At 60.1% G+C, this 18,511-nt stretch carries 17 protein-coding genes; 9 read left to right on the top strand and 8 right to left on the bottom strand.

The features are described from left to right. Positions 1-441: 441 nt before the first annotated feature. From VL130_RS17425 to VL130_RS17435, 3 genes are read right to left on the bottom strand one after another with little or no spacing between them, the layout of a single operon-like run. On the bottom strand, positions 442-1,425 hold the full coding sequence (locus tag VL130_RS17425; RefSeq protein ID WP_325364900.1) for a CPBP family intramembrane glutamic endopeptidase: 984 nt from the start codon (positions 1,423-1,425) through the stop codon (positions 442-444). A 26-nt stretch (positions 1,426-1,451) separates the two neighbouring features. Continuing rightward, positions 1,452-1,802 carry a DUF3147 family protein gene (locus VL130_RS17430; protein WP_325364902.1) on the bottom strand — a complete coding sequence of 117 codons (351 nt, stop codon included), beginning with the start codon at positions 1,800-1,802 and terminating at the stop codon, positions 1,452-1,454. Beyond that, positions 1,802-2,578 carry an RNA methyltransferase gene (locus VL130_RS17435; protein WP_325364904.1) on the bottom strand — a complete coding sequence of 259 codons (777 nt, stop codon included), beginning with the start codon at positions 2,576-2,578 and terminating at the stop codon, positions 1,802-1,804. The genes VL130_RS17430 and VL130_RS17435 overlap by 1 nt, the downstream gene beginning before the upstream one ends. Positions 2,579-2,699: 121 nt before the next feature. Between VL130_RS17435 and VL130_RS17440 the strand changes: the two genes are divergently transcribed. After that, entirely contained in the window at positions 2,700-3,161 is a 462-nt protein-coding gene (locus VL130_RS17440) for an SRPBCC domain-containing protein (protein ID WP_325364905.1), read from the top strand. Beyond that, positions 3,158-3,469, top strand: coding sequence for a metalloregulator ArsR/SmtB family transcription factor (locus VL130_RS17445; RefSeq protein WP_325364907.1), 312 nt, complete (start codon positions 3,158-3,160; stop codon positions 3,467-3,469). Before VL130_RS17440 ends, VL130_RS17445 begins: the two co-directional genes overlap by 4 nt. Positions 3,470-3,480: 11 nt before the next feature. Here the strand turns inward: VL130_RS17445 and VL130_RS17450 are convergent, their stop codons facing one another. Then, the gene (locus VL130_RS17450) at positions 3,481-3,603 is read right to left on the bottom strand and encodes a hypothetical protein (RefSeq protein WP_325364909.1); all 123 of its coding nucleotides are present in this window, start codon (positions 3,601-3,603) and stop codon (positions 3,481-3,483) included. 172 nt (positions 3,604-3,775) lie between these two features. Here VL130_RS17450 and VL130_RS17455 point away from each other — a divergent pair, with 172 nt between their 5' ends. The 7 genes from VL130_RS17455 to VL130_RS17485 all read left to right on the top strand — a co-directional run bounded on the left by VL130_RS17455 (position 3,776) and on the right by VL130_RS17485 (position 11,673). Further along, positions 3,776-4,990, top strand: coding sequence for an NADP-dependent isocitrate dehydrogenase (locus VL130_RS17455; RefSeq protein WP_325364911.1), 1,215 nt, complete (start codon positions 3,776-3,778; stop codon positions 4,988-4,990). Between the two features lie 267 nt (positions 4,991-5,257). After that, positions 5,258-6,409, top strand: coding sequence for an SGNH/GDSL hydrolase family protein (locus VL130_RS17460; RefSeq protein WP_325364913.1), 1,152 nt, complete (start codon positions 5,258-5,260; stop codon positions 6,407-6,409). Between the two features lie 106 nt (positions 6,410-6,515). Next, positions 6,516-7,625 (top strand): SGNH/GDSL hydrolase family protein, encoded by a 1,110-nt coding sequence (locus VL130_RS17465; protein ID WP_325364915.1) that lies wholly within the window; start codon positions 6,516-6,518, stop codon positions 7,623-7,625. Continuing rightward, entirely contained in the window at positions 7,626-8,696 is a 1,071-nt protein-coding gene (locus tag VL130_RS17470) for an SGNH/GDSL hydrolase family protein (RefSeq protein WP_325364917.1), read from the top strand. It begins immediately after the preceding gene. A gap of 131 nt (positions 8,697-8,827) precedes the next feature. Next, complete coding sequence (locus tag VL130_RS17475; protein ID WP_325364918.1) at positions 8,828-9,913, top strand: SGNH/GDSL hydrolase family protein; 1,086 nt, start codon at positions 8,828-8,830, stop codon at positions 9,911-9,913. 103 nt (positions 9,914-10,016) lie between these two features. Then, on the top strand, positions 10,017-10,637 hold the full coding sequence (locus VL130_RS17480; protein ID WP_325364920.1) for a DUF2939 domain-containing protein: 621 nt from the start codon (positions 10,017-10,019) through the stop codon (positions 10,635-10,637). Between the two features lie 112 nt (positions 10,638-10,749). Continuing rightward, positions 10,750-11,673 (top strand): AEC family transporter, encoded by a 924-nt coding sequence (locus tag VL130_RS17485; protein WP_325364922.1) that lies wholly within the window; start codon positions 10,750-10,752, stop codon positions 11,671-11,673. Position 11,674: 1 nt separating this feature from the next. Here VL130_RS17485 and VL130_RS17490 read toward each other — a convergent pair whose 3' ends face one another. The 4 genes from VL130_RS17490 to VL130_RS17505 form a co-directional block, all read right to left on the bottom strand. Beyond that, positions 11,675-12,460 carry a glucose 1-dehydrogenase gene (locus VL130_RS17490; protein WP_325364924.1) on the bottom strand — a complete coding sequence of 262 codons (786 nt, stop codon included), beginning with the start codon at positions 12,458-12,460 and terminating at the stop codon, positions 11,675-11,677. Positions 12,461-12,524: 64 nt separating this feature from the next. Continuing rightward, positions 12,525-15,161, bottom strand: a complete 2,637-nt coding sequence (alaS, locus tag VL130_RS17495) for an alanine--tRNA ligase (protein ID WP_325364926.1) — start codon at positions 15,159-15,161, stop codon at positions 12,525-12,527. 200 nt (positions 15,162-15,361) lie between these two features. Next, complete coding sequence (gene recA / locus VL130_RS17500) at positions 15,362-16,447, bottom strand: recombinase RecA (RefSeq protein WP_325364928.1); 1,086 nt, start codon at positions 16,445-16,447, stop codon at positions 15,362-15,364. A gap of 159 nt (positions 16,448-16,606) precedes the next feature. Next, on the bottom strand, positions 16,607-18,451 hold the full coding sequence (locus tag VL130_RS17505) for a glycoside hydrolase (protein ID WP_325364931.1): 1,845 nt from the start codon (positions 18,449-18,451) through the stop codon (positions 16,607-16,609). Positions 18,452-18,511: the final 60 nt, after the last annotated feature.

The following is an 18,511-nucleotide window of genomic DNA, read 5'->3' on the forward strand; positions in this document are numbered from 1 at the left end:
CACCGGCTGCCGCCGAAACTTTCCAGTAAAACCGGAGGGCCTCGTCAGCGGAGCGGCGCTTATAGCCGATCCAAATTCTCAGTCAAGCCTTTATTTTTAAAAAGTTTTTCAACAACTTAAAAACCAAAACCCAACCCGCCATCCCAGAAAACCGAAGCTTCCCAGAACAACCAGAGCGGCGCTTCTAATCGAACCACCAACCCCATGTCAACCAAGTTTTTCAAAGAATTTTGCAGTTGCGAAATTCGGCAAAAACACCGGCCGGCGCCCGTCTCTGATAGTGCCTTAAGGGACTCTAATTCCTACAGTTTCCTGTAGTTTTTGTCGTCGCCGTGAGACGTTATCGTCGTCGGGAGGGCGGCTTCTAACCACCCCTCCTCCATGAGTCAACACAGATCGGCGACTTTTCTCATATAACGCCGTTTATACACAGAACACGGACTAAAACGCCTCTTCGGCGCCCTTGAGTGGCACAGGATAGCCATTTACAGGCTTCAGCGCCCCTTTCCAGACCAGCCAGGCGATCCCGCCCGACAGGATCACTGTCGTGAAAATACTGGCTTCCGGTCCCCAGCTCCCGCCACTCAGCCACCAGGGCGCGCCCGGCTTATCCATCAGATCGACCACCAGCGGCGCGACTTTCAGCTTCATGCCACTGACTTCCAGGCCAAAACCGATTCCCAGCAGCCAGTTCCACGCCGCGTGCCAGCCGCAAACGCCCCACAACGAGCGCTCATTCAGCGCATAGAGGCTGATAAAGACGCCGAACAGCGCCACATTGACCACTCCGGCAAACATCTCAGGCGACGGCTTGATATTGCCGGCGTGCAAAAGACCGAAGACGACCGAGTTGATCACCACGCCCCAGATAATGCCGTGGCGCGACGACACCAGCCCCATCAGCCAGCCGCGCATCCAGATTTCCTCGCTGGCCCCCTGAATAATGAACATGACCATATAGAGCAGGATCGGCAGGACTGCCGCCAATGTCGGCGCGCTCCAGAAACCGGCGCTTTGTATCTGATAGCCGCCGCACAACCAGATGCCACCCACCACCGCCACCAGAAAAGCGCAGCCGCACAGATACCCCCGACCGAAGCGCAACAGCCCCCTGGCATTGAAGCCGATCGCATCCAGATCCCGGCGCTCGAACCACTTCACCCACACGAAGATAAAGGCGACATTCAATATATAGCTGACAATCAGCACCGTCACCGGCGGATCGAGCAAGGCCGGATCCGGCGCCGGCGCCGGTCCCCCACTCGCACCGGCCGCTATACCTGCCATGATCATTTTGACGATATAGGGGAACATGGCCAGAATCGGCCCCAAAATAGCGAAAATCAGCCCCAGCGCGATCACCGCCCAGGTCCAGGTCCGGCGATGCCGCACGGTGCGGGGTGCGTAAAGTTCGATACCGGCCATGATTGCCCCTTCTGAAAGTCCCGCCTTTACAGTCTTAGCCCGAAGCGCGGTCCAAAAAACACCATCCCGGTATATAGCGCAATCGTTAACACGCAGCCACTGAGCAGCGCTGGATAAAAGCCGACGCCCCGGCGCAGCAGGAACGGAATCAGCAGGAACATCGGCAGGGAGGGCAGCACGAACCAGAACGTCCCCTCGGCGTGAGCGGCCATGCGTGCGATGTCCTTGGTATCGCGCCACAGCCACAGCATCCCCAATATCGAGATCAGCGGGAGTGAGGCGACCAGCGCGCCGAATCCCGGCCAGCGCTTGGCGATCTCCGACACCGCCGCAATAATGATGCCCGACAGCAAAGCCTTGATCGCCAGATACAGCATTATTCGCCCTTCTCCGCTTTTTCCTTAGCCAACCGCGCGAGAACGCGCCCCCGGCCCTTGGTCAGGGCGGTCACGACGCCGCGCCAGGTGCGGATTTCCTGTTCGGTCAGGTTGGCGCGATTGAGCGACGAGCGCAGATTGCGCACCATCGAAGGCCGCTTGGCCGCCGGGAAGAAGAAACCGGAGATATCCAGCTCGCCTTCCAGATGCTCATACAGCCCGACCAGATGCTTCATCTCGGCCGGCGGGTCCTGGTTTTTGGTGAAATCGGCCTTGGGCGCATCCATGATCTGCAACCGCCATTCATAGGCGACGATATTGACCGCCTGCGCCAGATTGAGCGACCAAAAGCGCGGATCGACCGGAATGGTGACAATATAATGCGCGTGAATGAGATCGTGCGTTTCCAGACCGGTGCGCTCGGCGCCGAACAGCAACCCGGTCTTCAGGCCTTGCCGCGCCTTTTCCATGCCATCCGCGGCGCATTCCCGCGGCGTAATCACCGGCAGATTGACCTCGCGGTTACGCGCCGTCGTGGCATAAACCACCTGCAAATCGGCCGTCGCTTCTTCGACCGTGGCATAGACCTTGGCGCCATCGAGCGGCCATTGCGCCCCCGACGCCATCGCCCAGGCCTTTTCCTGCGGCCAGCCGTCACGCGGCGCCACCAGACGCAGCTCGCTCAGGCCGAAATTGCCCATGACCCGCGCCACGGCGCCGATGTTCTCGGCCATCTGCGGCCGGTCGAGGATAATGCAGGGAAGGTTTTCGCTCATAAAGGCGCTTATAGCGCGTGGCCATTCTGCGTCAAACGATGAACACTAAAGTTTTAACTTGACTATTATTTTCGACAGACCAATACTGAAGCTTGGACTTCACTGTCAGAAAGGCAAACCCATGTCCCAGCCCGTCGTTCATCACACCTTTATCGTCGAAAAGACCTACCCCAAGCCGCCATCTGCCGTTTTTGCGGCCTTTTCCGATCCCGCCCAAAAGTCGCGCTGGTTGAGTGGCGGCCGGCAGGAGATGTCTGACTTCACCCTGGATTTCAAAATCGGCGGCCGCGAATTCGCCGGCTATGTCATGGGCGCCGACACACCTTTCGAGGGCGCGAAAATGACCAGTGACGGCCTTTATCTCGATATCGTACCGGATAGCCGCATCGTTATCGGCTCCAATATGGCGATGAACGGCACGCCATTTTCCGGCGCCCTGCTCACCTTCGAATTCCTGACTGAAGGCGATGGCACCAAACTGATCCTGACGCATCAGGGCGCTTTCTTCGAAAATTCCGACGGCTCGGAAATGCGCCAGCACGGCTGGACCAAGCTGCTCGACCAGGTGGCGGACACGCTTTGATCGACACCGCCAAAGTTTTTCAGGCGCTCGGTGACGCCACCCGCCGCGATATGGTCGAGCGCCTGACCGACGCGCCCCTGTCCGTCTCCAAACTGGCCGAACCCTACGCCATGAGCCTGACCGCCGTGGGCCAGCACCTCGCCATTCTCGAAGCGGCCGGCCTGATCACGACGCAGAAGACCGGACGGGTGCGCACCTGCGCGCTGGCCCAACCCGGCCTTGACACTCTGGCCGACTGGCTGGCGGCGCGGCGCTCACCCTGGGCGCAAAAACTCGATGCCCTGGGAGATATGCTCGACGAACCGTAGGAGTCTGGCGCTTACCAGTATTCGCGGATCGCCAGAAAACCCAGCACGACCAGAGCCAGCGGCAACAGGGCCAGGGCGCGGGCGGTATCCACCCATTCCAGATGCTTGGGGACGTCATAGGCTTGCGTGTTCATTTCGGCACCTCACTGTTGTTTACGCAGGGGCAATGCAAGCGCCGGGCCACTTTTCTGCCACCCAATTTACCGTTTTGCGCCGCCCGCCTTTTCCGCTATAGCACCTGCCGTTAGCGACCGGTCCGACCCTGTGCGTCCTCCGGTCAGCTCCCGTTTGGAAAAGGACTCCGTAATGGCTAAAATCAAGGTGGCGAACCCGGTCGTCGATATCGACGGCGACGAAATGACCCGCATCATCTGGCAGTGGATCAAGGACAAGCTGATCCACCCCTATCTCGACATCGATCTCCAGTATTTCGACCTCGGCATGGAAAACCGCGACGCCACCGACGACAAGGTGACGATCGAGGCCGCCAACGCCATTGCCGCCTGCGGCGTCGGCGTCAAGTGCGCCACCATCACGCCCGATGAAGCCCGCGTGAAGGAATTCGGCCTCAAGAAGATGTGGAAGTCGCCGAACGGCACCATCCGCAACATCCTGGGCGGCGTTGTCTTCCGTGAGCCGATCATCTGCAAGAACGTCCCGCGCCTGGTTCCCGGCTGGACCCAGCCGATCGTCGTCGGCCGCCATGCGTTCGGCGACCAGTACAAGGCCACTGACTTCCTCGTCCCCGGCCCCGGCAAGCTGACCATGAAGTTCGAAGGCGATGACGGCAAGGTGCAGGAATACGAAGTGTTCCAGTTCCCCGGCGCCGGCGTGGCCATGGGCATGTACAATCTCGACGCTTCGATCCGCGATTTCGCCCGCGCCTCGTTCGAATACGGCATTTCGCGCAACTATCCGGTCTATCTCTCGACCAAGAACACCATCCTGAAAGCCTATGACGGCCGCTTCAAGGATATCTTCGCTGAGATCTTCGAAGCCGAATACGCCGCGAAGTATAAAGAACTGGGCCTGACCTACGAGCACCGCCTGATCGACGACATGGTGGCCTCGGCGCTGAAGTGGTCCGGCGGTTTCGTCTGGGCCTGTAAGAACTATGACGGCGACGTGCAATCCGACACTGTGGCGCAAGGCTACGGCTCGCTGGGCCTGATGACCTCGGCCCTGGTCACGCCCGATGGCAAGATCATGGAAGCCGAAGCCGCCCACGGCACCGTTACCCGCCACTATCGCCAGCACCAGAAGGGCGAAGCCACCTCGACCAACTCGATGGCCTCGATCTTCGCCTGGACGCAAGGCCTGAAGCACCGCGCCAAGCTCGACGACAACGCCGAACTGAACCGCTTCGCCGAAACCCTGGAAAAAGTCTGCGTCGATACGGTCGAAGCCGGCTTCATGACCAAGGATTTGGCGCTTCTGGTCGGCCCATCGCAAGGCTGGCTGACGACCGAGGGTTTCCTCGACAAGATCAGCGAAAACCTCAACAAGGCCCTCGCCGCTTAGTCCCATTATACCTCCCCGACTTGTCGGGGAGGGGGACCGCGCCCATTCTTCATGGGCGTGGTGGTGGGGTTTCTTACTTTTCACAAAGCCGTCGCACCCTCACCGATGCGGCGGCTTTTTCTTTCTCCTCCCCTGCAAAGCGGGGGAGGTGTCAGTGCTAAGCCCGCAGGGCTGGTGTCGCTGGCGGAGGAGGCAATCCCATGCCACCTTGACGCTCTCCCCTCCCCCTGAAATAGTCCATCCCATAACAATAACGGAGCAGGTAACATGCGCATCTGGGCGGGACTGATATTGACGGGCCTGCTGGCCACCGGCGCATACGCCGCACCACCGAAACTCGAAACCCTCCCGCAAGTGCCTGCCGACTACATCAAAGTCGCGCAGTCGATCCACGGCCGCTATTCCAACGCCGATGCCCTCGCGTCGGTCCTCGCCGGCAAAGCATCTCTGGATGATGACCTGCCGATCAGCTTTCAGTGGCCCGGCACCTATATCGAGGCCGAGTTCGGCGGCCCCGAAATTCTGATCCGTTTCGACAACACGACGGATGCTTTCACCGTCCTCATCGATGGCGAGACCGCCGCGAAAGTCATCAAACCGGGCGATAAGGTCTATCGCCTGAGCGGCCTGGCCCAGGGCTGGCATCGCCTCCGCATCGAGAAAAACGACGAATCGCAGGACACGGTCGGCACGTTCGGCAATATGTGGATCGGCCCGAATGAAGACTTCCGCTGGCCTGCCCCCCGCACCCGCCAGATCGAATTTATCGGCGATTCCTATACGGCCGGTTATGGCAATACCTCGCCGAAACGCGAATGCACCCAGGATGAAATCTGGGCCACAACCGATACGCAACAAGCCTTCGGCCCGCTGACCGCCAAACATTACAACGCCGATTATCAGATCAATGCCTATTCCGGTATCGGCATTGTGCGCAATTACAATGGCGTGGCGCCGAAGCGTAACATGCCGCTGCTGTACCGCTCGGCTCTGATCGAGGATGAAACCGTCCATCCCTACAATAATCCCCAATGGAACCCGGCCATCGTCGTCATCGCGCTTGGCGGCAATGATTTCTCAACCCCCGTTCACGCTGGTGAAAAATGGGCCAGTGAAGACGCCCTCACCAACGATTACATCGAATCTTACGTCGCCTTCGTTCAGCAGGTCCGCGCCAGCCATCCCGACGCCCGCTTTATCATGATGGACTATGGCGAGGACCGGGTCGTCGCCGCCATTGCCGAGGTCATCACACGCCTGAACGCCGTCGGCGAAACCCGTGTGGCGGCGCTCGATGTCGGCAGCGGCTTTGCCCTGACAGGCTGCGACTGGCACCTCAATACCACCGATGACAAACGCATCAGCGACAGCCTGATCGAATATATAGACGCCCATCCCGAACTATGGCAGGGTAAATAGTCCGCGATCTTGACGCCTTTGGCGCACCCTGAAATAGTCCATCCATAATAATAATGGAGTTGGGACGATGCGTATGCGGGCTGGAATAATATTGGCTGGATTACTGATGGTGAGCACGGCTCACGCACAATCAGTCACGTCCGGCAATCACCTCGTCACCAAAGGCATGATGCAACTCGACACACGCGTGAAAGGGCGTGTTGAGCCGAAAGCCCTGGATGGAACTCCCAATCTGATGGATGATGCTCCAAAAAGCTGGCTGCATTCCTGGCCAGGCGTTTATTGGCATGCCGTCTTCAACGGAAGTGAAGTGACCTTAAGCTTCGATGATCCTGCCGATCAATACAGACTTTTCATCGATGGCGCTGAAATCACCATCATCAGTAAACCCAGCAAGCAGGATTATCGTATCTCAGGGCTCCATAACCAGCTTCATGACATATTACTCGAAAAGTTCAGTGAGAATCAGGGCGCGCCGACCGCTTTCAACGGCTTTTTCGTCCCGGCTGGCAAGGGTGAAACAGCACCGCACTGGAATCCGAGCGATCGCCAGATAGAGTTTATTGGCGATTCCTACACAGTCGGCTACGGCAATACCGCCGGCAAGCGTCAATGCAACAAGGATGAAATCTGGGCCACAACGGATACCTCGAAGGCTTTCGGCCCCGTGACTGCAGAGCATTTCAGGGCCGATTACCAGATCAACGCCTTCTCCGGGCGTGGCATGGTGCGCAACTATGGTGGCTTCATCGGCGATTCCTTGCCAGCCCTATATCCCTACACCCTTTACGACGGCAAGACGTCTTATGATGCCCCAGATTGGAACTGGAAGCCTCAGATTATCGTAATCGGCCTTGGCACCAACGATTTCACAACACCGCTGCATGACGGCGAAAAGTGGAAGACCCGCGAAGACCTCCACGCCGATTACGAGGCGACCTACGTGAAGTTCGTGCAATCCCTGCGCGCCCAGAATCCAGACGCCTACTTTATCCTGATGGCCACCGACCAGGTGGACGGTGAAATCCAGTCGGAAGCTAAAAAGGCCCTGGCCGCCATCCAGGCCACCGGTGAAACCCGCATCACCTTCCTGCCCATGAACGGCCTGAACTTCGGCGGCTGCGACTATCACCCCGATACGAATGACGACCGCAAGGTCAGCGACGAACTGGTCGCCTGGATCGATGCCCATCCCGAAGTCTGGCAGGGGAAATAGATGCGCCTTGCCCTACCGCTCCTGCTCGCTTTCCTGGCTGCGCCCGCCTTCGCCGGCACGCCGGTCGGTTACGCCCTTCCCCTGCATGTCGGCGGGCGCGTGGTGGCGGTCAGTGCCGATGATCCGGCGCAGGGCTATACGCACCAATGGCCGGGCGCCTATTTCGAGGCCCGTTTCAAGGGCACCGAAGTCCATCTGCGCCTCAAGGATTCCGTCAATAAATTCAATGTCTATGTCGATGGCCAAAAGGTCGCCACACCCGACCGCCCCGGTGAAGGCGATATCGTGCTCAGTCCCTTCGCCGATACCGAACACACCATCCGCGCCGAAAAACTGACCGAAGCCGCCGAAACCCCGGCGCAATTCACCGGCTTCTTCGTCTCCGATCCCGCCGCCGTCCGCCCCGCCCCCGCATCCTCATCGCGCGAAATCGAGTTCATCGGTGATTCCTATACGGTCGGCTACGGCAATACCTCCCCCACCCGCACCTGCCCCGGCGAACAGGTCTGGGCCACCACCAATACGCAACTGGCCTTTGGTCCCCTCACCGCCAAACACTTCAACGCTGATTACCGCATCAACGCCATTTCCGGCCGCGGAATCGTGCGCAATTATAATGGCGGCGAAGGCCTGCACCTGCCGCAGGCCTATCCCTATACCGTCGCCCATGAGATCGTCGAAACCGCTGACTGGACCCCGCAGATCATCGTCATCGGCCTTGGCACCAACGATTTCACCACCCCGCTCCACGGTGGCGAGGTCTGGACCACGCGTGACGAACTACACAGCGATTATGAGCAGACCTATGTTCAGTTCGTGCAGGATTTGCGCGCTAAAAACCCCGGCGCCTACTTCATCCTGATGGCCACGGATCAGGCCAATGGCGAGATCCAGTCCGAGGTGAAGAAGGTGCTGGCCGCCCTGCGCGCTGCGGGAGAGAGCCGAATCGATTTCATACCGATGAATAACTTAAGTTTCGGCGGCTGCGACTGGCACCCGACCACGGCGGATGAAGCCCAGGTGGCCGCCAGCCTGATCGCTTTTATCGAGGCCCGCCCCGACCTCTGGTGACGTACGCCCCAAATTTTGTACCTCCCCACCTTTGGTGGGGAGGGGGACCACGGGCCACTTGGCGCGTGGTGGTGGGGTGTCTTGCTTTCTTCCCTGACAATGGCCACTATCGCCAAAACGGGAGCGAAAACATGTGGAAATCCATCGGGCTGGCTGCACTTGCAAGCGTCTTAGCAATACCTGCTGCCGCTACTTCCCTGCAACCACATGCCGGATATAGCCTGCCCGTACATATAGGCGGGCGAACCACCTCTGGTTCCGAAGACAACAGCTATCAATGGCCTGCGGTTTATTTCGAATCGCGATTCAGCGGTACACAGATTGAAATTCGGTTCAACGACGAGAACAGCAACTTCAATGTCGTTCTGGATGACCATCTAATTATGGTGGTCCGCAAGCCAGGAAATAAAGCCATAACCATCCGTGCAAATGATGGCGAACATGCGATCCGCGTGGAAAAGCGTTCGGAAACGCAATACGCGACCGGCCACTTTTTAGGTTTTAGCGTTCCGCAAAAGGACGATGTTCTTCAGCCATCGCATCATCCCCGCCAGATCGAATTTATTGGCGACAGCCTGACCGTCGGCTACGGCAATACCTCGGCCTTTTCCCAATGCACACCTGAGGAAATCTTCGAGACCACGGACTCACAGCAAGGCTTCGGCCCGCTGACCGCGAAACATTTCGATGCCGATTACCAGATCAACGCCTTCTCCGGTCTCGGCATGGTGCGCAATTACGACGGCCGCGAGCATCCGAAATACCATATGCCGATGCTCTACGATCGCGTCCTCTTCGACGATCCGACACCCGCCAGCCAACCCGACTGGCATCCGCAGGTTATTGTCATCGGCATTGGCGGCAATGACTTCTCCACGCCCGTCAGGCCCGATGAACCCTGGGGCAACGAAGCCAATCTGCGTGCTGATTACGTCAAAACCTACACCGCCTTCGTACAAACCATTCATGCCCGCAATCCGGAGGCCTTCATCATCCTGGCCACCCCGCCGGCGCGCGGCGCAGGCTATAGCGGCGGCACGGACGATGTGTTCGCCGCCATCAAGGCCGCCGGCGATACGAGGATCGATCGCGTCACCCTGCCGGAACTGGACAAGATCGGCTGCAACGGCCATCCCTCCACCCGCGCCGATGCAAAAGTGGCCGATTTCTATATCCAATACCTGACCGATCACCCCCAGGTCTGGCAGGGGAAGTAGATTGACCACGAACCACACGTGACGAAGTTCGGCGAAGCCAACAGGCGACAAACGAAAATCCCCGTGCTAAAAAGGTTAACGCGGTCTCCAGGGGGAATATACTGTGTCGAGAATCTTTGGTTTTTTACTGATCGTCATCATCGCCGCCGCCGCAGGTCTGTTCTACGCCGCGCCGATCATTTCGTTTTATGACATTCGCAGCGCCTGCAAGAGTCAGGACATCGAATCCCTCGCCAAGCTGATCGACTTCAATTCCGTCCGCACCAGCCTGAAAACCCAGCTTCTGGCCGGCGACGAAGGCATCTCCGCGCCCGTCCCCTCAGCCCTCAATGATCCGGTCGGCGCCACCGGCAGCGCCATCAAGGGCGTCGCCGATTCCGTCGGCAAGGCGTTCAATGAACTGGTCAACCCCAACGCGCCCAAAACGCCATTGAAGCCAGTCATCGACGCCAATTCATACCTGACGCCCAAGGCATTGCTCGGTCTGACCTATGGCACAGCCAAGGACGCCAATACCTTCGATCTATCGCAATATGAAGGCAAACCGCCCTCGCCCAAGACGGCCTTTTTCAGCCTGGAACGCGCCCGCCTGACGGTGACCGACGACGTGCGCGGCACAACCACCTTCACCTTCGAGCGCCACGGCCTGACCCACTGGCAACTGGTCCATATCGGCCTGCCCACGCCGGATATGGAACCCAAACCCGAAACCCCGGCGGGCTGACCCGTCCTTATACCTCCCCAGTTCACTGGGGAGGAGGACCGCGCCGCGCTTGCGGCGGGGTGGTGGGGGTTCTGACTTTCTTTTCCCCGTAAATCCCTTATAGCCTGAGCGGATGATAGACACCCTGATCCGCGTCCTGGTCTTCTTCGCCTTTATCGGCCTCGGCGCTCTTTTAGTGAAGCTGAAACGCCTGAACGCTCAGGGACTCGATGGGCTGTCAGCCTATTTCTACTGGCTGGCCTTTCCCTGCTGGCTGGTGGTCAGCTTCGCCAAACTGCCGCATTTTCCTGACGCAATGACCGCGCCCCTGCTGGCCTATCTCGCCGCAATGGTCCTGACCGCCATCATCGTTATCGTCATGGCCCGGCTGTTCAAGGGCCGCAAGGACGATTCGATCGCCGCCGGCATGGCCGGTTTCATCAACAATTCGGCCTTTCTCGGCATCCCCATCGCCCTCAGCCTGTTTGGCACAGCCGTTTCGCAAACCGGTCCTCTGGTCGTGGCCGCCGATTTCCTGATTCTGTTCAGCCTCGGCTGTGCCGGCCTGGCCAAGGCCTCCGGCAAAACCATCACGGCGGCCCTGGCCCATACGGCGAGAAACCCGACCGTCATCGGCTCGTTGATCGGCGTTTTCTGTATGCTGATCGGCTTCCACTTCCCGCCGGCCATCGAAAACGCGCTCGATATCCTCGGTAAGTCCGGCCCGCCGGTGGCGCTCGTGGCGCTGGGCGGCATGTTGGGCCTGATGCCGGCCGCTAATCTGATCCGGCCCGACGCCACCAGCATCGCCGCTATCGCGGGCAAGATCCTGCTGGCCCCGGCCCTCGTCGCCATCGCGCTGACGCTTCTGCACGTCGATCCGCTGACCTTCCGCGTCTTCGTCTTCCTGTCGGCCACCCCCACAGCGGTCAGCGTCTTCATCCAGTCGAAAATGTACGGCCTGTGGTTTCAGGGCGCCGCCAAGTCCGTGGCGCAATCGACCCTGATCAGCCTGTTCACGCTCTCCGCGCTCGCCCTGATCCTCGCGCACGGCTAGGCTACTTCGGCGACGTCGCCGTACCCGCCAGTATGCCGCCGTCGATATTGAATTCCGAGCCGGTGATATAGGTCGCCTCGTCCGACGCCAGCAAAATCGCCACGGCGGCCACTTCGTCCGGCCGGCCGAAGCGATGAAGCGGCATATTTGCCAGCAGCCGCTTTTCATCGTCCGCGCCATCGATCATCGCCTCCCACATCGGCGTGCGGATCGAGGCCGGATAGAGCGAATTGCAGCGGATGCCGAGATTTTGCTCAGCGCAATAGAGCGCCACCGTCTTGCTGTGATTGCGGATCGCCGCTTTGCTGGCCGCATAGGCGGCGGTCTTCGGCACGCCGACCAGCCCGGACCGGCTTGACATATTGATGATCGACCCGCCCCGGCCGGTGGCGCGCATTGCCTGGATCGCGTGCTTGCACCCCAGGAACACGCTGTCGAGATTGATCCGCATCACCTGATGCCAGTCTTCGAGGCTGGTATGTTCCGGATCGTGCGGATGCCCGCCTTCCGTGCCGGTGATGCCGGCGTTGTTGACCAGCACATCCAACCCGCCATGTTCCGCCATGATTTTGCCCATGACTGCCGCCCATTGGGCTTCGTCGGTGGCGTCATGGCGCATGAAGTACGCGTCTTCACCCAGCGCCGCCGCCCTCGCCTCGCCGGTCGCCGCATTGATGTCGCTGATAATGACGCGCGCGCCCTCGGCCACGAAGGCCTCGGCGATGGCGCCGCCGATCCCGCTGGCCGCCCCGGTGATAAGGGTGATCTTGCCGGATAGTCTGTTCATATGAAAAACCCTGCATCCAAAACCAGATGCAGGGTTATAGCATGTAAAGTAAGGACGCTATGTGTCAGATGAGCGCTTTAACCGCCGCGATTCCGGCATCCGCCTGGCTATCATCCGGCGCGCCGCCCTGTGCGAAATCGGCCTTGCCGCCGGCGCCCTGACCGCCCATAGCGATGACCGCCGCCTTGGCCAGTTCGGCGGCGTTGTATTTCGCCGTCAGGTCAGGCGACACCGCCACTGTCACCGCCGCCTTGCCATCCAGCTTGCCGACCAGCGCCACGATGCCGCTGCCGAGCGATTTCTTGAAGTCTTCAGCCAGAGGTCGCAGGTCCTTGCCGCCAACGCCTTCGAGCACGCGGGCGATCACCTTCGTGCCGTTGATCTCTTCCGGACCGGAGGCTGCGCCGCCGCCACCAACCGCCAGCGCGCGCTTGGCTTCGGTGAGTTCCTTTTCCAGACGCTTGCGTTCCGCCATCAGCGCCTCGACCCGCGCCTCGACCTGATTGACCGGCACCTTGAACTGATCGGCCAGCGCCGTAGCGACACCCGCCTGCCCCAGCAGATACTGACGCGCCGCTTCGCCTGTAAGGGCCTCGATACGGCGAATCCCGGCGGCCACACCGCCTTCGGAAATGATCTTGAACAGGGCGATATCGCCAGTGCGCGAAACGTGCGTGCCGCCGCACAGTTCGACCGAATAGTCGCCGTCACCTTCGAGCGCATGGCCCAGGGCCAGCACGCGCACTTCATCGCCGTACTTCTCACCGAACAGCGCCACGGCGCCGGCTTCGATCGCCTTTTCCGGCGACATCAGCTTGGTGGAAGCGGCCTGGTTTTGCAGGATCACGGCGTTGACCTCGGCTTCGATGCGCGCAATCTCGGCATCCGTCAGCGGCGCGCCGTGGCTGAAATCGAAGCGCATCCGGTCGGCGTCGACCAGTTGGCCCTTCTGTGCCACATGCGGCCCAAGCACATGCTTGAGCGCGGCGTGCAGCAGGTGCGCCGCCGAGTGGTTCGATCGCGTCGTCTGGCGCTTATGACCATCCACCTTCAGTTCCACCTTGTCGCCGATCTTCAGCGTACCTTCGGTGATCTCAAGCTGATGGACGATCAATTCGCCGGCCTGGCGATAAGTGTCCCTGATGACGCCCTGGCCATGCAGCAGTTCGACCGTGCCGGTATCGCCCGCTTGTCCGCCGCCTTCCGGATAGAAAGGAGTCTTTTCGAAAACGACCTCAACCGTATCACCAGCCAGGGCTTCCTTGACCTGCTCGCCATCGAGCACCAGCGCCTGCACATGGGCCTGCGCTTCCAGATGCTCATACCCAACGAATTCCGAAGCCCCGACCGAATCTTTGATAGTGAACCATTCAGCGGCCTGGGCCTTTTCGCCCGAACCGGTCCAGTTCTCGCGGCCGCGCGCCTTTTGCGCCTGCATGGCGGTGTCGAAGCCGGCCGTATCGACGGTCAGGCCCTTGCCGCGAATGGCGTCCTGCGTCAGGTCTAGCGGGAAACCGTAAGTGTCATACAGCTTGAAAGCGGTTTCGCCGTTCATGATGTCGCCGGAATGGAGGTCGCGCGTCGCCTCGTCAAGCAGGGTCATGCCACGGCCGAGCGTGCGGCGGAAGCGTTCTTCCTCCTGGCGCAGGGTATCGATGATGCTGGCTTCGGCGCGTTTCAATTCGCCATAGTGACCGCCCATTTCAGCGACCAGAGTAGGCGCCAGCTTGTGCAGCAGCGGTTCCTGCGCACCGAGCAGATAGGCATGGCGCATGGCGCGGCGCATGATGCGGCGCAGGACATAGCCACGGCCTTCGTTTGACGGGGTCACCCCATCGGCGATCAGGAAGGACGACGAACGCAGGTGGTCGGCGATAACGCGGTGCGACGGCAGGTTGTCGCCCTCGGCCTTGACGCCGGTGGCATCGACGCTGGCCTTGATCAGGGTCTGGAACAGGTCGATGTCGTAATTGTTGTGGACGCCCTGGAGCACGGCGGCGACGCGCTCAAGCCCCATGCCGGTATCGATCGACGGCTTCGGCAGGCGGGTGCGTGTGCCATCGGCCGACTGGTCGAACTGCATGAAAACCAGGTTCCAGATTTCGACGAAACGGTCACCATCTTCTTCCGGCGTGCCCGGAGGACCGCCCCAGATATGGTCGCCGTGGTCATAGAAGATTTCGGTACAGGGGCCGCATGGACCGGTATCGCCCATCGACCAGAAATTATCCGAACCGGCGATACGGGCGATCTTCGAGTCCGGCAGGCCGGCGATCTTCTTCCACAGGTCGAAGGCTTCGTCGTCATCGATATAGACGGTCGCCATCAGGCGGTTCTTGTCGAGGCCATAGTCCTTCGTCATCAGGTTCCAGGCGAATTCGATCGCCTCGGCCTTGAAATAGTTGCCGAAGGAGAAATTGCCGAGCATTTCGAAGAAGGTGTGGTGACGCGCCGTATAGCCGACATTATCGAGGTCGTTGTGTTTGCCGCCGGCCCGCACGCATTTCTGCGAGGTGGTGGCGCGATTATAGGGCCGCGTTTCCGCGCCGGTAAACACGTTCTTGAACTGCACCATGCCCGCATTGGTGAACATCAGGGTCGGATCGTTATGCGGCACGAGCGACGAAGAGGAAACGACCTCATGGCCCTGCTTGGCAAAATAATCGAGGAAGGTCTGACGTATCTGGTTCAAGGACGGCATGGTCTGCTTCAGTTCGAGGTAAGATCAAATAAGGGCTTGTATATAGAGAGGCTTAACGCCAAGCGCAAAGGCCTTTGCGGCGTCAGGGCTATCTTTTTGCCTCTACCGCAAACCGCGTAACAAAAAAGACGCCCTTTGCGGGGCGTCTTCTTCATCAGTCGATCGGGCGATGGGTTTGGATGCCCGCTCAGCCAAGTGACTTATAACGACTCATCACCCTCATTGGCGTCCGGTTCCGGCGTGCCGAGCAGTTCCTCAGCCAGCACAACCGACTTGTTGCGGATGCCCTTTTCGATCTCGTTGCACATATCCGGATTGGCCTTGAGGAAGTCGCGCGCATTATCGCGGCCCTGACCGATGCGGGTCGAGTTGTAGGAATACCAGGAGCCTGATTTCTCGACGATGCCGGCCTTGACGCCGAGGTCGATGATTTCACCGATCTTTGAGATACCCTGACCGAACAGGATATCGAACTCAACCTCGCGGAACGGCGGGGCGATCTTGTTCTTGACCACCTTGACCTTGACGCTGTTGCCGATGTTCTCGTCACGCACCTTGATGGCGCCGGTGCGGCGGATATCGAGGCGGACCGATGCGTAGAATTTCAGGGCGTTGCCACCGGTCGTCGTTTCCGGCGAACCGTACATGACGCCGATCTTCATGCGGATCTGATTGATGAAGATGACAATACACTTCGACTTCGAGATCGAACCGGTCAGCTTGCGCAGGGCTTGCGACATCAGACGGGCTTGCAGGCCGGGCAGGCTGTCGCCCATGTCGCCTTCAATTTCAGCACGCGGCGTCAGGGCCGCCACCGAGTCGATGACGATAATATCAACGGCGCCGGAACGCACCAGCGTATCGGTGATTTCGAGCGCCTGTTCGCCGTTATCCGGCTGCGACACCAAAAGACTGTCGAGATTGACGCCCAGGCGTTGTGCATAACTGGGATCGAGCGCGTGTTCGGCATCGACAAACGCCGCCGTGCCGCCCTCTTTCTGGATTTCAGCCACCGTATGCAGGGCCAGCGTGGTTTTACCCGACGATTCCGGGCCGTAGATTTCAATGACCCGGCCCTTCGGCAGGCCGCCGATACCCAGCGCCATGTCGAGGCCGAGCGAACCGGTAGACACCGCTTCGATATCCGCGATCTTGCCGTTCTTGCCGAGGGTCATCACCGACCCCTTGCCGAATGCGCGATCAATCTGCGCCAGCGCCGCTTCCAGAGCGCGCTGCTTTTCACCTTCGTTCTTGCCTACCAATTTCAATACCGCCTGAGATGACATAACCAAACCCTCCTATGTCACGATTCCCCGCCCGCGGGGCCTGTTTTCATTCTCGTGAAGGCCAATTCGTACCCCATTTGTTCCAAGTTCGCAATACGTTCTCCCAAAATTTAATAGGCAATTTGGAACATTTTTAGAACACATAATAGATTCAAATGCTTATCTGAACGCTGACGGGGCCGCCGGCGGGCACAGATCGGTCGCGACCTGCCCCGGCAGGGCCAGGCGCACGCAATCCGGCCCCAGCTCTTGCCAGGCCACATCTCCGAAATTGGCGATCAGCACACGGCCATCGGCATAGGCCGCCTCCTGCACCAGACGATCCGGCGTGAGCCAGCGAAATCCGGTCAGGGCCACGGGCGCGCCCACGCCATGCGCCTGCCGGAAATCATCCTCAGCCGCTTTCAGCCACGGACCGACTCGCGCCAGTTCGCGGCGATCTAAGTTCCACATGGTCGGCGTACCGTAGAGCAGCGACCGGGCGAAACGCGTCCGTTCCTCGCCAGTGATCTTCATCAGGCCGAACTCCCAGCGATCGGCCGCCACCACAGAGTCGTGGAAGGCCGCCTCGAACAGCGGCAGGCGGTCCGACGCCCCAAACAGCGCCCGCGCCTCGTCCGGCCTCGGTGTCAGGGGCCTGAAAAACATCGGCGGACGCTCCGGCGGCCAGTAACCGCCGAAATTCGGATTCTTGTGCATCGGCCAGATGGCAGCGGAATGGGCCTGCGCCGTGCCGTGCGAATAATGGGTCACGCCCGTGGCCCAGGCGGTGACGCTTTCCGACCCCAGCACCAGTTTATACTCACTGATCGCCAGACCCAGCCGCTTCAGGCGATTGGCGCGATCCTGCGCCATGGTCATCGGATGATCGGGGCTGTGATCCTCGAAGAAGTCGCCGAAGGCATCAACATCGATAAAGACATGGCTGACGCCGTCCTTGATATGGCGGGCATAGCGCTGGCCGGGAATAAACGGCCCCGGATAGCGAGCAATCGCCTCGGTCGACATATAACAGCCGCGATTGGCGAAGCCCGTCTTCGGTTTGCCGTCGGCCTCGATGACGCAGCCCTTCGGATAGAGATCGCCCGGCCAGATCGCCACCGGCGTGTCGGCCGTGGCTGCCGGTTGGCCGTTATCGAAGGACTCATACGGCCCCGCCAGATAGCCCATCCCCGCCGCCTTTTTCAGGTAATCCGGCGTGACCACGAATTTGCCGGTGCGCTCATCCTGATCATAGGCCAGCAGGATGCGGTCTATGCCGAAGGCTTTCAGATCATCGAGAAAGGCCAGATCACGGCCGTCGCCCCAGACATAGGCGTGCGGCGCCCCGAACAGTCGCGGCAGATCCGGCACCGCCTTGTCGGCAAAGGATTTGAACTGGCCGCGGCCTTTAAGCACCTCCCGGTAGAACAGCGCCGGCGCCAGCGGCGCCGGCGGCCGGATGGAGAACAGCAGCTCGATTTTTTCCGCGCCGGGGCCGAACTCATGTTTCAGCTGCCCCTGCAGGCCGGCCTGGTCATGCAGGCACAGTTTCGATTGCAGACCATCGCCCAAGGCATAGGTCACGGCCCTCGTTTCGGTCAGGTAGCTCCAGGCCGGGAACGACAGCGCCGTGGTCCCGCCCATGCAGTGCGCGTTGGCGTAGGCCGCCTTCCAGAACGGGTCATCAACCGTAAAGGCCATGCCCTCACCATCAGGCACAAGCCAGGTGCCGTCCATCGTCGGCGGCAGGTCCCAGGCCAGCTCTTCCCCGGCCTTTCCCGTAATGCTGAGGCGCAGGGCGTTGCCTTCCACCGTAAGGACAAGATCATGACCGGCGCTATCGGTCCAGTGAGGCGCACGGGCGTCAGGACCGTCATCGATGAACTTGAAATCCTGCGCCGGATATAGCGGCGGCATGACCGCCACGACCGTGCCATCGGGCAATTGGGCGGCGATGCTCAGGGTTCGCGGATCGACATTATAAACCGTGTCATTGATGCGCATGACGAAGGGGGATGCCATGGCCGGTCCCGCCACGACAGCCATCAAAAACACCAAGCCCGATATCGCGCGCCTGACCAT

The sequence above is a fragment of the Asticcacaulis sp. genome, assembly GCF_035497195.1.
Taxonomy (GTDB): Bacteria; Pseudomonadota; Alphaproteobacteria; order Caulobacterales; family Caulobacteraceae; genus Asticcacaulis.

What these genes read in the sequence shown, in the direction of transcription:
- alaS (WP_325364926.1), bottom strand. Translation starts at nt 15,161, where the DNA reads ATGCCGTCCTTGAACCAGATACGTCAGACCTTCCTCGATTATTTTGCC.
- VL130_RS17455 (WP_325364911.1), top strand. Translation starts at nt 3,776, where the DNA reads ATGGCTAAAATCAAGGTGGCGAACCCGGTCGTCGATATCGACGGCGAC.
- VL130_RS17470 (WP_325364917.1), top strand. Translation starts at nt 7,626, where the DNA reads ATGCGCCTTGCCCTACCGCTCCTGCTCGCTTTCCTGGCTGCGCCCGCC.
- VL130_RS17450 (WP_325364909.1), bottom strand. Translation starts at nt 3,603, where the DNA reads ATGAACACGCAAGCCTATGACGTCCCCAAGCATCTGGAATGGGTGGAT.
- VL130_RS17490 (WP_325364924.1), bottom strand. Translation starts at nt 12,460, where the DNA reads ATGAACAGACTATCCGGCAAGATCACCCTTATCACCGGGGCGGCCAGC.
- VL130_RS17435 (WP_325364904.1), bottom strand. Translation starts at nt 2,578, where the DNA reads ATGAGCGAAAACCTTCCCTGCATTATCCTCGACCGGCCGCAGATGGCC.
- VL130_RS17505 (WP_325364931.1), bottom strand. Translation starts at nt 18,451, where the DNA reads ATGGCATCCCCCTTCGTCATGCGCATCAATGACACGGTTTATAATGTC.
- VL130_RS17460 (WP_325364913.1), top strand. Translation starts at nt 5,258, where the DNA reads ATGCGCATCTGGGCGGGACTGATATTGACGGGCCTGCTGGCCACCGGC.
- VL130_RS17440 (WP_325364905.1), top strand. Translation starts at nt 2,700, where the DNA reads ATGTCCCAGCCCGTCGTTCATCACACCTTTATCGTCGAAAAGACCTAC.
- VL130_RS17430 (WP_325364902.1), bottom strand. Translation starts at nt 1,802, where the DNA reads ATGCTGTATCTGGCGATCAAGGCTTTGCTGTCGGGCATCATTATTGCG.
- VL130_RS17465 (WP_325364915.1), top strand. Translation starts at nt 6,516, where the DNA reads ATGGTGAGCACGGCTCACGCACAATCAGTCACGTCCGGCAATCACCTC.
- VL130_RS17425 (WP_325364900.1), bottom strand. Translation starts at nt 1,425, where the DNA reads ATGGCCGGTATCGAACTTTACGCACCCCGCACCGTGCGGCATCGCCGG.
- VL130_RS17475 (WP_325364918.1), top strand. Translation starts at nt 8,828, where the DNA reads ATGTGGAAATCCATCGGGCTGGCTGCACTTGCAAGCGTCTTAGCAATA.
- VL130_RS17485 (WP_325364922.1), top strand. Translation starts at nt 10,750, where the DNA reads ATGATAGACACCCTGATCCGCGTCCTGGTCTTCTTCGCCTTTATCGGC.
- recA (WP_325364928.1), bottom strand. Translation starts at nt 16,447, where the DNA reads ATGTCATCTCAGGCGGTATTGAAATTGGTAGGCAAGAACGAAGGTGAA.